This is a genomic window from Anabaena subtropica FACHB-260, from assembly GCF_014697105.1.
Taxonomy (GTDB): domain Bacteria; phylum Cyanobacteriota; class Cyanobacteriia; order Cyanobacteriales; family Nostocaceae; genus Trichormus; species Trichormus subtropicus.
The window spans coordinates 86,770-102,197 of the sequence record NZ_JACJRF010000003.1 but is presented as its reverse complement, the minus strand read 5'-3'; the positions used below and the strand labels follow the sequence as shown (position 1 = coordinate 102,197).

The window sequence follows — 15,428 nt, the reverse complement described above, 5'->3', positions numbered from 1 at the left end:
ACCCTATCTGTCCTTTAGTCTCCACTACCTTTAATAAAAGCTTGGGCATTGCTCAAAATGAGATTGCTCCTTGGACAATGCCGTAAGCTAGTTGGGTATGTAGATTTGGCTGACTCAAATTCTATTATGTATAACCGATGTTTGCGATCGCGTTGGGTTTTTTGTATAAGTTAGTGTATAACTTGTATAACTTGTATAAAAATGGGCAAACTAGTAAAGTAGTTTAGTGGCATAGTGATGGCAAAGCGATCGCTCCAAGCATCTGCCGAAGGCATTAGAAAAGCAAAGATAGCTTTTACGCGCAAAGGATGGACACAAGAATATCTGGCGGCGGAAGTTGGTTTAGAAACACGCCAGTCTATATGGAAATTTTTTACTGGTAAACCCATTGATCGTCATGTGTTTAATGATATTTGCTTTGTTCTGGGACTGGAGACTTCAGAAATTTCTCAACAACCCACCGAAGATTATTTATCCCTAGAGCATCATGAATATCACCTACTAGATATTGATATTTTGGTGCAGAAATTACGCTCTTTTCATCACGATAAAATCCAGTCTCAATGTGGTACTTTACATCTTTTGGATATTGCTCGACCTATCCATCTCAATGATATTTATATTGATGCCAATGTCTGCGAAGAAATTTCCAGTAAAAGATGGTTAGAACTTAATGATTTAGAAAAAATAGGCTCTAATAATAATATTTCTCTTGTCAAACAAGGAGACAAAAAACAAATTGGCGGTTTAGATGCTGTGAGAAAATATTCCAAAATGATATTACTGGGAAAACCTGGATCAGGGAAAACTACATTTTTACAGTCAGTTGCGCTGAGTTGCTCGCAAGGTATTTTTCAGCCAAATTATTTACCAGTTTTTATCAATCTCAAAAGCTTTACTGAAAATGATGAGGATTCTCGTCAACTTAATTTATTTAAATATATACATGATGACTTGATGAATTTTGGCATTACTGAAGTAGAACTGAATACAGTATTGTCTCATGGTAGGGCGTTGATTTTGTTAGATGGCTTGGATGAAGTTGTAGGGAAAAATTCAGAAAAAACTCTCAATAAAATTCGTAGCTTTATTAATAAATTTTATAAAAATCAAATAGTTGTTACTTGTCGTTTAGCTTCACCTTATTCTAATTTTCATGGTTTTACTGAAGTAGAGATAGCTGATTTTAATAAACAAAAAATAGCAGAGTTTGCTAATAAGTGGTTTTTATCAGTTACTAATAATTCTCCAGAAACATCAAAACTAGTAGCACATAAGTTCATCAAAACACTAGAATTGACAGAAAACTCACATATTTTAGAATTAGCTGCTACACCACTTTTATTGATTCTTTTTTGCTTAGTATTTCAGTCTAATGCTGATTTTTCTAATCATCATTTTGAAATTTATAAACAAGCATTAGATTTACTTTTTGTACGATGGAATGAAGTAAAAGGAACTCAGTATAACCAGTCTTTTTGTAACTTATCTTTGCTGCATAGAATTAAACTACTTAGTCACATAGCAGCAGTTAACTTTCATCAAGGAGATTACTTTATCAGTGAAACAAGACTGCAACAAATTATAACTAACTATCTATTGCATCAGCCTAATACCACAAGTGATACAGATGCTTTAGAAATAGAGAGTATAGCATTTATCAAAACAATTGAATTAGAACATGGCTTATTAATTAAAAGGGCAAGAGGTATTTATTCTTTTCCTCATTTAATATTTCAAGAATATTTTACAGCTAGAGAAATTGTCTCTAATGCTAATCATCAAACACTGCAAAATTTGGTCACTCATCTGGGTGATAAACGTTGGCGTGAAGTATTTTTATTAACTGTATGGATGCTAAAGCCAGCAGATGATTTATTTAAATTAATTAAACAAAAAATCGATCACTTAGTTATCAGAAATCACAAGTTATATCATTTTTTGCAATGGGTAGAACAAAAGTCTTCTCAAGTAAATTCTATCTATCAATGTGCTAGTGTGCGTGCTTTTTACTTTACTATTGCTTTACCCCCAGAGCATCCCCTAGCGTGTAATCAAGATTTAGCAATATCTTTGGAGCATCAGTTTGCTGGTAGCTTATCTATTGAGTTAGCCATAGATTTAGCTTTGAGTCATGCACTAGTTGTCAGTCTGACTATGACAGCCGATATTTTTTCTGCTAGGTTATCTGCTTTAAATTTAGCCCTCGATTTGAAGTATTTGTTAGTAAATCAAGTAACATTACATAAATCTCTACAAGATATCAAACGAAAATTACCTTCTTCTAACCAAGGGAGAGAAACTTTAAAAATTTGGTGGTTAGTAAATGGACAAACTTGGGCTGAAGAATTACGAAATCTAATGATTGATTCTCGTCATATCGGAATAGACTGGCAATTCAATCAACAAGAATTAGAAGATTTACAGCAGTATTGGGATATGAATAAATTACTTCTAGATTGTCTGAATTGTACTAGAGATATTTCACCTAGCTTGCGTTCTTATTTAGAGACAAATTTGTTTTTAATTAGAGAACCTGGATTCAATGAAACCTTATACTCAAGTCTTGAGTGGAGAAAACATTGACTTTAGGAATGAATTTTTGACTAGGTAATAAAGATTTAGTTTTTGTGAATTAAACACAGTTAATGATACTTATTTACACTAAAAAACAGACAAACAATAATCTTTAATTATTTTTATACTATCAAAAAGATATATCAAGTATTAAAAATTACTATTCTTTTGTAATAAATACTGTTTGCTTGAAGGTGTGCTGTTTAACTGGTAATACATTGAACTATTTGCGTAATTATATTCAGTTATATAAATCACTTGTGAATCTGCTATGTTACAGTCTGCTGGAAGAAATTTAGATGTAATATCAGCAAAAATACAGACAAAATTCTGGTAATGTGAGAAGCATAGATAAAATTGTCCGCCTACAAACAAAGTTACTTGAAGCGCAATGAACAATAACTCCAGTCCGCAACAAAAAAGTGTTGCATTAGGAATCAAAGTTAAGATATCATCAATCACATTTATGTTTTAGTTTCACTGCTTAATTCAGTTACTTTATATCTGATTCTGCTAGGATAATTTTTGCATTATCATACCTCTTAATTAATCATGTTTGCCATCTGGCTATTAAAACTTAAAGATTAAATTTTTAGTTAAGTTAATTTTTGGGGAGATTCAAAACAAATGAAGTCCGATTTTCCCTTAGTTTCAGTTATCATCCCTGCCTATAATGCAGAAAAATTTATAAGCAGAACATTGCAGTCTGTTTTATCCCAAACATACAAAAATATTGAAGTTTTGGTGGTTGATGATGGCTCTCAAGATAGAACTTCTGAACTAGTTGAATCTTTCGCTAAAGCAGATAACCGTGTTATTTTGTTAAAGCAGTCAAATCAAGGAGTGGCGATCGCTCGCAACTTGGCCATTGAAAAATCTGTCGGAGAATATATTGCGCCAATTGATGCTGATGATATATGGTATCCTCAAAAACTAGAAAAACAAGTACAATGCCTATTAAATACTGATTCGTCTGTAGGATTGGTTTATGCTTGGTCAGCTTTGATTGACGAAGAGGATAATATTATTGGCAAGTATAATTCTTGGTATTATTCCAACATACATAGTATTGAGGGAGAAGTGTACAAACATCTGTTGTACACAAATTTTATTGGCAACGCCAGCGTTCCCTTAATTCGTCGAAATTGTTTGGAAAAAGTTGGATATTTTAATAGTGAACTAAAAAAACAGAATGCTCAAGGTTGCGAAGATTGGGATATTTATTTACGGATTGCTGAACGTTATAAATTCTCTGTGGTACGAGAATTTCTAATTGGCTACCGTCAGGTAAACGGGAGTATGTCTAGGTCTTATATATCAATGGCCAAGTCCTATAAATTAATGATGCTAGATTCCCGACAAAAACATCCAGAAATTCCCAATTACATATTTAATTGGTCTGCTAGTTATTTTCGCTACTATTTAGCATTGCAAAGTCTCAAATGCGATGACTATTGGCATACTCTAATTTGGCTGTATAAGGCAGTTAGATTAGATAGTATATTACTGTTGCATACAGGCTTATACAAATGTCTTTTCAATATCATCATTCAAATAGCCAAAAATTTAATTTTACGCAACTCTATTTCTTGGTTAAATTTAAAGAAGAATTTGCATTCTAGTCATCACAAAACTGATATTACTCAAATAGAGATACAAAATAAAGAACCAAATCCTTGGAAAATATATGATGGTATATTATCTCAAAGGTGGTCTGCTTTAGGAGAAGATTAGTATCAATTGATGTTGGTAATATTTATCTTAGATACTACTAATTAGGAAAAGAGTTTCAGAAACTAGTATGGCTATTTTTAATGAGATAACATGAAAAAAAATAATATATATACAAGTATATTATCGATTTTAAGACTTTATCCTTGGTCAATTCCTGTAATTGTTTTTCTGGGGACACTATCCTCTTTTTTTGAAGGAATTGGCATTAGTTTATTTATTCCCCTGTTGCAAAGCGTGGATCAGACGAATTTTTCAACAGGTAAGAACAATTTTTTAGTAGACTTTCTCAATCGTATATTTGTTGATGTTTCCCCTAATAACCGTCTGATAATTATTGCTGTTGCCATTGTAGGAAGTATTTTTTTTAAAAACTTGCTAATTTATGGAAATAGTATGTTATTTGCGTGGTTCAATTCACGCATAAGTCATGAACTACGTTCAAAAATTTTTAATCAACTTTTAAGCATCAGCTACAGTTTTTTAGAAGGTAGTGAATCAGGTAAATTGATGAATACTTTGGCTTCTGAAACCTGGCGGACTGGTCAGGCTTTATCAGCATTTGTTAGCCTCATCATTACTTGCTGTACAATATTTGTATTTACCATTTTATTGCTGCTACTTTCTTGGCAATTAACTGTATTAGTTGCTATCTTGATGACGTTAATATCTGTTATTATCCAGCTAGTTACACGGCGGGTAAAAGAGTTAGGACAACAAGCCGTGGACAGTAATTCTGCTCTTGCAACCCGGATGTGGGAAGGGTTGGCGGGGATGAAAGTAATTCGCGCTTTTGGACGTGAAAATTATGAGCAAGAGCGTTTTGATAGAGTTTCTAAAAAGGTACGCAGTACATTTTTTAAACTAGATGTACTGTCTGCCAGTGTAAATCCGATTTCTGAGGTTTTATCGGCACTTTTATTAGTATGTATTTTAGTTATTACGTTACTGCAAGATAAAACTTCTTTACCAAGACTACTAACTTTTATTTTTATTCTCTACCGCTTACAACCTCAGGTAAAACAACTAGATGCAGCACGGATAAATTTAATTGCCTTGTCTAGTGCGGTAAATGATGTAATATCTCTATTAGATGATTCTGATAAACCTTATATTCGTTCTGGTAATATTAATTTCCAAAAATTAAAAAAAGGAATTTATTTTGAATCCGTAAGCTTTGCTTACAATGCTACAGAAAAACCGGCTATTCAAGATATTTCTCTTTTTATTCCTCAAGGTAAAACCATAGCTATTGTAGGTCCTTCAGGTGCAGGTAAATCTACACTCATTGGCTTGATATGTAGATTTTATAATTTAGAAATAGGAGAAATTTACATTGATGATTATTCACTCAAAGAACTAAATTTGCAGGATTGGCGTAATCAAATTGCTATTGTTAGCCAAGATGTGCATATGTTTAGTACGACAGTTTTAGAAAATATCGCTTATGGTCGTCTGGGAGTAACAGAAAGCGAAATTATCGAAGCAGCAAAACTGGCAAATGCTCATCAATTCATTAGCGAATTACCTCAAGGGTATGATACCAAAGTAGGCGATCGCGGGGTACGCTTATCGGGTGGACAGAGACAAAGAATCGCCCTTGCACGAGCTATAGTCCGCAATCCAGAGATTCTAATTCTCGACGAAGCGACGAATGCTCTTGACAGTATCTCTGAACATTTAATTCAAGAAGCTCTTAATACCCTCAGTGAAAATCGTACAGTAATTGTGATTGCCCATCGCCTAGCCACAATTGAACAAGCAGATAAAATTATTGTGCTAAATGAAGGACGAGTAATTGAGGAAGGGAATCTACAGGATTTACTCAAGCTAAACGGACTATTTGCCCAACTTTATAACTTACAACATCGCAATGCTCATATATAAACTACCCCTAGTAAATTGTTATGTCTTATAGAATCCAAGAAATAGAATTAACAGAACCTCTACCTAGTATCTTGCTTTCTTCCGATGACACAGGTATTGCTTTAATTGTGCGCCGTAAAGATAAACCTATTGGCTTTTTCATGCAAGCATTACCAGCAAAAACTATACTTTCTGGGGAAGAAGTAGGTCAATTAATTGCTAAAGAAATTAGTAATCAACTGATTCAACAATATTTGCAAGAAGAATTAAGTTTTGCTGTTCATCAAACCCTATTTCCCTCATTAACTATTGCTATTTGTACAAAAGACCGTCCAGAAAATTTAGCTCGTTGTTTGCAATCTTTACAAGAGCTAGTAAAACAGGCTTCTGGATTAGAAATATTAGTTATAGATAATGCACCTTCTGACGATCGCACCAAACAATTGGTAGATTCCTTACCTTGGGTGCGTTATGTGCGAGAGCCAAAACCAGGATTAGATTTTGCGAGAAATAAAGCTCTGCAATCAGCGAATGGGGAAATTCTCGCCTTTTTAGATGATGATGTTGTTGTAGATAGGAAATGGTTAGCAGGATTGATGACAGCATGGAGAGAAAATCCTGATGCTGCGGCTTTTACGGGTTTAGTATTACCTTATGAATTAGTTACAGAAGCGCAAATTCTCTTTGAACAAAGAGGCGGATTTCGTCGCGGGTTTCAAAAAATTCGCTATGGTCAAATTTTACCAGGTAATCCCTTACATCCCTGTGGCGCAGGTATATTTGGCGCGGGATGTAATATGGCATTTCGGCGAGAGATATTATTAAAAATTGGGGGATTTGATGAGGCCTTAGATACAGGCGCTCCCTTACCTGGTGGTGGAGATTTGGATATTTTTTATCGTGTAATTAGAGCAGGTTATAACCTAGTTTATGAGCCGGAATATTTGGTATTTCATCAACACCGTCGGGAATATGAAAAACTGCACCGCCAATACTGGACTTGGGGTTTAGGATTTATGGCTTTTGTGATGAAAGCTTATCAAACTGATCCTACTCAACGTTCACAGTTACGCAGTCTGATATTGTGGTGGATCAAGGATCAAATTAAGCAATTAAGAGATAGTTTGCGGGGACATCACCCATTACCCCCAAAAATGATATTGGCAGAAATGTGGGGTGGAATTGTGGGATTTTTTGGGGAATATCCTCGTTCTTTAAAAAGAGTTGAAACGATTCGGAGGCAATTTTCATGAGTAATTTGGCTCCTTGGAAAGTGTTGCATATTGAATTGAGTCAAGATATCCCCGAACTGCATCCTGAACCCAATTATCAAGGGATATATGCTGTGTTTTGGTGGTGCGGTATTCCTCTAGGCGATCGCCAAATTTTCACATCCGAGTTACCCATACCTGCAACTGCACTGCTCAATATAGCTTTGCAAACCATCACACCAGCTATAGGCGATCGCCTCTTAGAAAACGGCTTCAAAGCACCTTTACCGGTGGTTTCCCCTATCCCTACATGGGATAAACCACCAGATTTTCCAGCTTTGTTGGCTTTGCAGCAACCCCTCCAACAACTCCAACAAACTTACACACAATCAGTTAATAATTCGATATCTGTGGTGATTTGTACGCGAAATCGCCCAAAACAACTGGAGCGATGTTTGCGATCGCTCGTCAAGTTATCCCAACCTCCACAACAAATTATCGTCGTCGATAATGCACCCTCGGACGACACCACACGCCAGATAGTTGCACAAATACCCCAAGTTGAGTATATTCTAGAACCAAAACCAGGATTAAGCGTAGCCCGGAATACAGGTATTCGCAACTCTACAGGAGAGATTATTGCTTTCACCGATGATGATGTAGAAGTTCACCCAGATTGGTGTCTCCGTTTACAGCAAGCATTTGTTAACCCCAAAGTATTAGCTGTTACCGGACTCATGTTACCGGCTGAACTGGAAACAGAAGCGCAAGTCATTTTCCATCAAGGATCAGGGGACTCAGGGTGGGGATACCGCGCCATCAACTTTGATACCCAGTTTTTTGAAAATATGAAACATCGTGGTGTTCCTGTTTGGCGAATTGGAGCCGGTGCGAACATGGCCTTTCGCCATCAAGCATTTGAACTAGTAGGGTACTTCGATGAACGGTTGGGAGCAGGCGCATCTGGATGTAGTGAAGATTCGGAAATGTGGTACAGAATCTTGGCTGGAGGTTGGATTTGTCGCTATGAACCAACATCTGTAGTTTTTCACTACCATCGTCGTGATATTGATGCGTTCAAAGACCAAGCTTATCAATATATGCGCGGTCATGTGACGGCTTTGTTAGTACAGTTTGCTACCTACAAGCATTGGGGTAATTTGCGTCGTTTATGTGTAACTTTGCCCAAATATTATGTCACATCAATTTTACGGAGGTTAAAAAATGGGGTTCAGCCAAAATATAGTTATGTATTTGTTCAAATTCTTGGTTGTTTTGCTGGAATTAAATTTTATATAGATAACAGGAAAAAACCAGCTTGGCAAAATGAAGAAATGAAATTATCTAAATAATTTAAGTTAAATTTTTACTCAAGTGAATATGGTTACTTTATCCCAAAAAATAGACAATTTTAAACTACCCCTACAGGATTTTTTAGCTTGTAATCCTTTTCCCGAACCCCTAACATTGGGATTTTTTTATCGGGAAAAAATGCGGGCTATTCATCATATTGCACCTAACCAAGAATTACCAAAAATTTTAGAGGTAGGTGGCGGTCAAAGCGGATTAACTTCTTTACTCTATCCCCAGGCAAAAATTACTAATATAGACTTTAATCCTGAATACGCCAAAGCTCCCTGTAATCAACAAGAACGAGTCAATTTTGTTTGTGGAGATGCAACAGCTTTACCCTTTGCAGACGAGTCCTTTGATGCGGTGACAATGTTTGACCTGTTAGAACACGTACCAGATGATCAAAAAGCCATATCAGAGGCATTGCGCGTATTACGTCCGCATGGTTTTCTATTAATTAGTACTCCCAATGAAAACTGGCGGTTTCCCTATTACAAATTTATGCAATCTATTTGCCCCAGTGAAGACGAAGTTATGGCGGAATGGGGTCATGTAAGACGCGGTTACACCTTAACAGAAATCAAAACTTTAATCAATTTGTCTTGTCAGAAATATGCTACTTTTATTAACCCCTTGACCGTGCTAGGGCATGATGTGGCATTTTCCAATTTACCTCATCGTCAGCGTCGAATTTTGTGTAAAATTTTAAGTCCTTTGACATGGTTGAGTTATTACCTACATAAGCCGCAAGGATTGGGAACAGAAACAGCTTCCGTTTGGCAGAAAAATTAGCGCAATAATAATCATGAAAAATCTGCTTAAAAATTTAGTGAAAAATTCAATTAACTGCAAACAAACTTTCCATAGATAAATTACAACAAGATTGGGTAACTTACCAATGGATGTGGCAAATTGGCACGCAAGTGATGACCAACGTCGCTCTGAAGCTAGAACAGCATTAGGCATCCCCTCAAAGACTGAGATTGTAGTTTATCACGGGCGTATAGAAGTATATCGTAAGGGGCTTGATATGCTGATGGATGCTTGGCAACATATTTGTGAAGAACGTCCTGGTAGAAATTTACGGTTATTACTTGTGGGTACAGGTTCTGATGCAGAAAAGTTGCGCCAATTGATTGCTAAGAAGCAGTTACCAGGGGTGATATGGAAAAATGAATACATCTGCGATCGCACTATTATTCAACGTTATTTATCGGCGGCTAATGTCTACACTCTCCCTTCTCGCCACGAAGGTTTTCCTGTCGCACCCATCGAGGCCATGTCTTGTGGCTTACCAGTAGTAGCTACTGATGCTCCTGGTGTCCCTTATATTTTCCCAGACATGGAGTTATCAGGAGGAATAATTGTACCCCGTGAAGACAGTACAGCCTTAGCTGAAGCCATTGGTTCCATCTTAGACAACCAATCTTGGGGTCATGAGTTGGGTAAACGCGCCCGCGATCGCGCCGAAAAATTCTTCTCTCTTGAAGCAATTGGTAAGCAACTACGAGAGTTTCTGCTAACAAATATTGGCTGAATTTTTACCTCGAACAAAGAAAGGTGATGAGCTACGTTATTCTGTAGGTAATCCCTAACTTATTTGAATTATTTTAAATAATTATTATGAGTAAAGATGTTATTTTAGAAACTAAAGAATTACTCTCACAATCATCAAATAATTTACCATTGATTTCAGTAATTATTCCAGCTTATAATGCAGCAGCCTTTATTGAAAGAACCTTAAAATCAGTTATTAACCAGACTTATTCAAACATTGAAGTAATAGTTGTAGATGATGGTTCTCAAGATGAAACATCTACAATTGTTCAATCAATTATTCAAAAAGATGCTCGTATTAGATTATTCCATCAACTTAATTCTGGAGTAGCGGCGGCGCGGAACTTAGCAATCAAATATGCAAGAGGTGAATTTATTGCCCCAATTGATGCCGATGATATTTGGTATCCTCAAAATTTAGAAAAACAAGTCCAACGCTTTCAAGAATCTGATTCATCTGTAGGTTTAGTTTATGCTTGGTCAGTGGTAATTGATGGAAAAGATGAACCTAGTGGTGATTTTCATATTGCTGAATATGAAGGCGATGTTTACATCGCATTGTTATATCGGAATTTTTTAGGAAATGCTAGTTCCACCTTAATTCGCCGTAGTTGTTTTGACCAAGTAGGTCTTTATGACTGTGAATTTAAGGCAAAAGGTTGTCAAGGTTGTGAAGATTGGGATCTTTATTTGCGAATTACCGAACATTACCAGGTAAGAGTAGTACCAGAATTTCTCGTTGGCTATCGTCAGACTACTAGTAGTATGTCTCATAATTATATTTCAATGGTAAATTCACAGAAATCTGTATTAACATTAGTTCAGCAAAAACATCCAGAAATTCCTCATATTATTTATCGATGGTCTTGTAGTCTTTTTTATATCTATATGGCTCGTAAATGTAGCCTTGCTGGCAAATATTCAGAAACTTTGTATTGCTTATATAAGGCTTTGCAATTAGATTTTTTTATGACATTGTTACGGCATGATTTATATATACAAATCTTGAAAATTTCTTTATCTTTGTTGATCACGTTAATTCATTTTGTATTTCCCTACCCTGTTAAATATTTAATTTCCAGCAAAAGTAGTTCAAATCAACCGCTCAAAAATAACAATGTCATAAATATAATCAAACTCAAAAAGTTTTTACCGTCCAAGATTTATGAAAACTTCCGGATTAATTTATTATCCAAGAAATTAGCTATTCAAAAAAATAGAGTTACTGTTTAAAGTTGGCAATAAATATAAATCACGAAAAATATCTCGTCTCTAGTCTCTATATTTAAGCACTCTATATTTAAGCAAAATTGGTTTAGTTCGTCTGAGTCAAAGGCAAAATAAAAAACGTCAGATTATGGTAGTTTGTTTTACAGATGCACACTAAACAGCCAGTGGCGACTGGCTGTTTAGTGTGTCTTCCTCCATAATTGATTTGGGCAAATAGGGAGGCCATTATATCGTGACAAATAACTCAGAGGAATTACATCCACAAAATGTTACAAATTACTTTCATGCCTTAGATGGATTGCAAATTTTAGCAGTAGATGATAATGCAGATAGTCTGTTTTTAACTACTTGCGTTCTAGAAAGCTATAACGTTCAAGTCACAACAGCAACATCAGCATTAGAAGCATTAGAAATCATCAAAAAATTAAAGTTTGATATTCTGATTTTTGACCTCGCTATGCCAGATATGGATGGGTATACATTAATCAACCAAATTAGAAATAATGTGCTTTTGGAAAACAGGGATATTCCGGCGATCGCTCTCACGGCTCTAAGCTCAGAAGAAAGCTCCAGCATGGCTTTTTTATCTGGATTTCAAGGCTACGTCAATAAACCTTTAGATCCTAATATTCTTGTAGTCGAAATTCTCAAGATTCTGAGAAGTTCTGTATTAGAAAATGGGGCTAATAGTCATTAGTCATTAGTTTTCTCCCCCTGCTCCCTGCCTTTACGAGAAAATTCCCATTTCCTATTGCTTACCTATGGGAATAGCTTCAGGGGGAATTTCTGTGACTATCCGAAAAGGAAATACATTTGTTGAAGCCGCCTGAGCGTAATCTGGGGTGAGAAAGACGGCATATTTTTGTGCTTCTGGGGTGAGTTGAGCCGCCATAGCTAAAGCGATCGCTTTCATAAATCTGCGAACATCGGCGGCTTGTTCACCGACAATTTCACCACCACTCAAAGGTGTATTGGGTTTGTCTATTTGATCTAACGTAGTGCTGGGGTCTTTCACGCTCAAATGTGTACCCCCAATTATCCCTACTAGCCATTTCGGCGATGGAATTTTGCTAAATCCTACAATTTGTTCTGTTAAAGCTGGTGTAGTTTTATCTGCGGAACTGGCAACAATTAAAGTTGGAATTTCTACTTTAGTTAAACCAGTTTCGCCAAACATTAATGAAGTCGTGGGAGTTAAAGCGATCGCCTGTTTAATTCTATTATCTCGCAGTTGGTAGCTGCTTTCTGGTAATTCTTGAGCAATACACTGGATGGTTTCTCCTAAACTTAAAATAGTTAATTTATTCTGACAACGTTCTTTGATTCCTGTTATTTGTAACTCGGCTCCAGCTAGAGACAAAGCTGTACCACCGCCAAAAGAATAGCCGATAACCATTGTGTTATTGGTTGCTAGTTTTCCTTGCAGAGGATTACCACTTGTCTGGTTGAGTGTTGCTAATTCATCCAACACAAAACTGACATCTCTAGGACGATTTAAAAACTCTTGGGGTTGTAAAAGTCGAGTTTTACCTTGAGTAGCTAAATCTGTATTTGTCTGATTGCTACCAGGATGTTCTAGAGCCACAAATATATAACCGTGGGAAGCTAGATGTTCCGCCAGATAGCGTAAATCTGTGCGGACAGATCCCATCCCATGCGAGTAGACAATAACAGGTTTTTCTGGTGTTGCAGCTGTTGACCAGTAAATATCAACGGGAATATTTCGGTTGCGTTTTTGGTCATTCAAGGACAATTTTTCCACCTGTACTTGAGCGTTCCCCGGTTGACTGGGGTCAAAAGGTAAGGAAATCTGCGTTGTTGTCGGGTTCAGTTGGGGGCTAATCGCCAGCATAAACTGTTGTGTACGCCAGAACGCATTATTTAAACTTCCCGCCACCTGAAAAGCTTGGGGTAAGTTAATTTCTAAGCTTTGACTGGGGTAAGCAGCAATAAAGCTGAGAATAGAAAGACCCTGAGGAGCAGTAGAACCCAACACCAAACCAGCTCTTAAAGCCTTTGCACCTGCTTGATCTTTGCGAGCCACAGCCGTGGCGAGGTCATTGAGAATGGTTGTCCCAATTTGAGTATTCAATAACCTACTGATGGTAACTACATTCAGAGGTACTCTCATTCTTAGCGCCCCGATGAGAGTACGGCGTTGTTGTTCAGATAATCGCCTAGTGAAAAGGTCTAAACTTCTGGGAAATTCCCCAGTCTCCGCCGCTTTTTGCAAGTCAGCCACGGGGATAGATTCGGCAAATAAACCAAACCGTACTACAACTGTCTCAGCCGCTTGTACACGAGTATTTGCACCCAAAAGCTGTGCAAGGGTAAGTGTGAAAAAAATACTTGCAAAAATTTTTATACCTTTCCAGCGTCTTCCCATAAGAATATTTCCTCAAACGACACTTACGGGAATATAGCGAATATTGGTGTATTTAGCTACTAAAATATCAAAAAATTTAAAATCTCCATTAAATTGTGTCTAATGCAAAATAGCTGTATTCTATTTATTAATATTTACGCCTAATACAAATTAGGCATAATGACTCCCCAGCCACCACTAATTACTAATCACTCATTACTCATTACTCATTACTCATTACTCATAATATTTTATTTTGAATTGATTCATCTATCACGATCGCGTTCTAAATCGTCAAGTACTTTTTGCAAATACCACTCCTCAGACATCCCTGGACGGTAATCTTTTTGCTGCTGAATCAATCTTTGAGCAATTTCCCAATATCCCCCAACTAATCGCAGGAGTTTTTGACGTAACAAATTAGATTTTTGTTTTTTATATTCAGGTACAGATGTCTGAATTTGTTTGAGGCTATCTTGAGCTTGTTGATAATTTTCCCAGTCTTGTTGTTCACAAAAGATACTGGCTGCGCGTTGATAATCTTCAACCGCGTTTTGCATTTCTTCTAGGAAAGTATAAGTAACACCACGATTATAGTAAGCTTGGGCATCATTGGGCTTTATTTGCAGTGCTTTGCCATAATCTTGAATTGCACCCAGATAATTACCCATTGCTCGATACGTATTACCTCTGGCAACATAGGTTAAGGTGTCTTCAGGCTGCATCTCGATGGCTTGTTTAAAATCAGCGATCGCACCTTGATGATCACCTAATAAGGAACGAGCTTTACCTCGGTTACGATAGACGGCTACATCCTGAAAATTTAATTGTAGTGCTTGGTTAAAATCAGCGATCGCTTCTCGATAATTTCCCATTTTACACCGCACTACACCCCGACAGCAATAGGCTTGAGCATCTTGAGGATCAGCTCGTAATATCCAGTTTAAATCGGCTATTGCTTCTCTGGTATCTCCCTTTTCGGCTTTGTCTAATAGCTGGGTGAAATATTCGTTAACAGATTTGATAGGTGCAATGGGAGGAGTTTTTTGCTGTAGACTAGGTTTTTCTGGTGGCTGTAGTTGTTTAATTCTCTCCAGACAAAGACGGCAATTTTCGGTATCTTTTTGCTGTAGGTATAATTCGGCAGCTTTTTTAAAACTAGCGATCGCATTTTGAATATACCCTTGTTTGCGTTGCACTGTTCCCCGTAAGCTATAGGCAGCAGCATAATTTATATTCAGCCGAATCGCCTGTTCTACATCTTCCAACGCCCCTGGTAAATTTTTCAAGGCTACTCGTGCTAATGCACGACAATAATATGCTTCCACACTTTCAGAGTTCAACTTAATAGCTTCGGTGTAATCTGACACAGCCGGAAGAATTGCTCCTGAGTCATAATATGCTAAACCTCTTTGTAAATAAGCTTCAGCAGAGTATGGAGTCAATTTTAAAGCACGGCTAAATTCCTCAATTGCTCCAGGGTAGTCTTGTTGTTTAGCTTTTTCCAGTCCCTGGTTGTAAAAATCGTTATTCATAGC

General features: G+C 36.8%; 12 protein-coding genes. 9 read left to right on the top strand and 3 right to left on the bottom strand.

What is annotated here, in order from left to right; translation table 11 throughout:
• Positions 1 to 170: 170 nt before the first annotated feature.
• Complete coding sequence (locus tag H6G18_RS24660) at positions 171 to 389, bottom strand: hypothetical protein (RefSeq protein ID WP_242040160.1); 219 nt, start codon at positions 387 to 389, stop codon at positions 171 to 173.
• Between the two features lie 193 nt (positions 390 to 582).
• Here H6G18_RS24660 and H6G18_RS02730 point away from each other — a divergent pair, with 193 nt between their 5' ends.
• The 9 genes from H6G18_RS02730 (at position 583) to H6G18_RS02690 (ending at position 12,222) form a co-directional block, all read left to right on the top strand.
• Entirely contained in the window at positions 583 to 2,586 is a 2,004-nt protein-coding gene (locus tag H6G18_RS02730; RefSeq protein WP_242040158.1) for an NACHT domain-containing protein, read from the top strand.
• Between the two features lie 618 nt (positions 2,587 to 3,204).
• Positions 3,205 to 4,311, top strand: a complete 1,107-nt coding sequence (locus H6G18_RS02725) for a glycosyltransferase family 2 protein (protein WP_190405547.1) — start codon at positions 3,205 to 3,207, stop codon at positions 4,309 to 4,311.
• Positions 4,312 to 4,401: 90 nt separating this feature from the next.
• Positions 4,402 to 6,195: an ABC transporter ATP-binding protein gene (locus H6G18_RS02720; RefSeq protein WP_190405546.1), complete on the top strand. Its 1,794-nt coding sequence runs from the start codon at positions 4,402 to 4,404 to the stop codon at positions 6,193 to 6,195.
• 20 nt (positions 6,196 to 6,215) lie between these two features.
• Positions 6,216 to 7,427 (top strand): glycosyltransferase family 2 protein, encoded by a 1,212-nt coding sequence (locus H6G18_RS02715; protein ID WP_190405545.1) that lies wholly within the window; start codon positions 6,216 to 6,218, stop codon positions 7,425 to 7,427.
• Positions 7,424 to 8,737 carry a glycosyltransferase family 2 protein gene (locus tag H6G18_RS02710; protein WP_190405544.1) on the top strand — a complete coding sequence of 438 codons (1,314 nt, stop codon included), beginning with the start codon at positions 7,424 to 7,426 and terminating at the stop codon, positions 8,735 to 8,737. The genes H6G18_RS02715 and H6G18_RS02710 overlap by 4 nt, the downstream gene beginning before the upstream one ends.
• Before the next feature lie 28 nt (positions 8,738 to 8,765).
• A complete protein-coding gene (locus H6G18_RS02705; RefSeq protein ID WP_190405543.1) occupies positions 8,766 to 9,530 on the top strand; it encodes a class I SAM-dependent methyltransferase in 765 nt (254 codons plus the stop codon).
• Between the two features lie 106 nt (positions 9,531 to 9,636).
• Positions 9,637 to 10,275, top strand: coding sequence for a glycosyltransferase family 4 protein (locus H6G18_RS02700; protein WP_190405542.1), 639 nt, complete (start codon positions 9,637 to 9,639; stop codon positions 10,273 to 10,275).
• 86 nt (positions 10,276 to 10,361) lie between these two features.
• Complete coding sequence (locus tag H6G18_RS02695) at positions 10,362 to 11,528, top strand: glycosyltransferase family 2 protein (RefSeq protein WP_190405541.1); 1,167 nt, start codon at positions 10,362 to 10,364, stop codon at positions 11,526 to 11,528.
• A gap of 229 nt (positions 11,529 to 11,757) precedes the next feature.
• Positions 11,758 to 12,222: a response regulator gene (locus tag H6G18_RS02690; protein ID WP_190405540.1), complete on the top strand. Its 465-nt coding sequence runs from the start codon at positions 11,758 to 11,760 to the stop codon at positions 12,220 to 12,222.
• Between the two features lie 51 nt (positions 12,223 to 12,273).
• Here H6G18_RS02690 and H6G18_RS02685 read toward each other — a convergent pair whose 3' ends face one another.
• A complete protein-coding gene (locus tag H6G18_RS02685) occupies positions 12,274 to 13,911 on the bottom strand; it encodes an alpha/beta hydrolase (protein WP_190405539.1) in 1,638 nt (545 codons plus the stop codon).
• 245 nt (positions 13,912 to 14,156) lie between these two features.
• Positions 14,157 to 15,425 carry a tetratricopeptide repeat protein gene (locus tag H6G18_RS02680; RefSeq protein ID WP_190405538.1) on the bottom strand — a complete coding sequence of 423 codons (1,269 nt, stop codon included), beginning with the start codon at positions 15,423 to 15,425 and terminating at the stop codon, positions 14,157 to 14,159.
• Positions 15,426 to 15,428 lie beyond the last annotated feature (3 nt).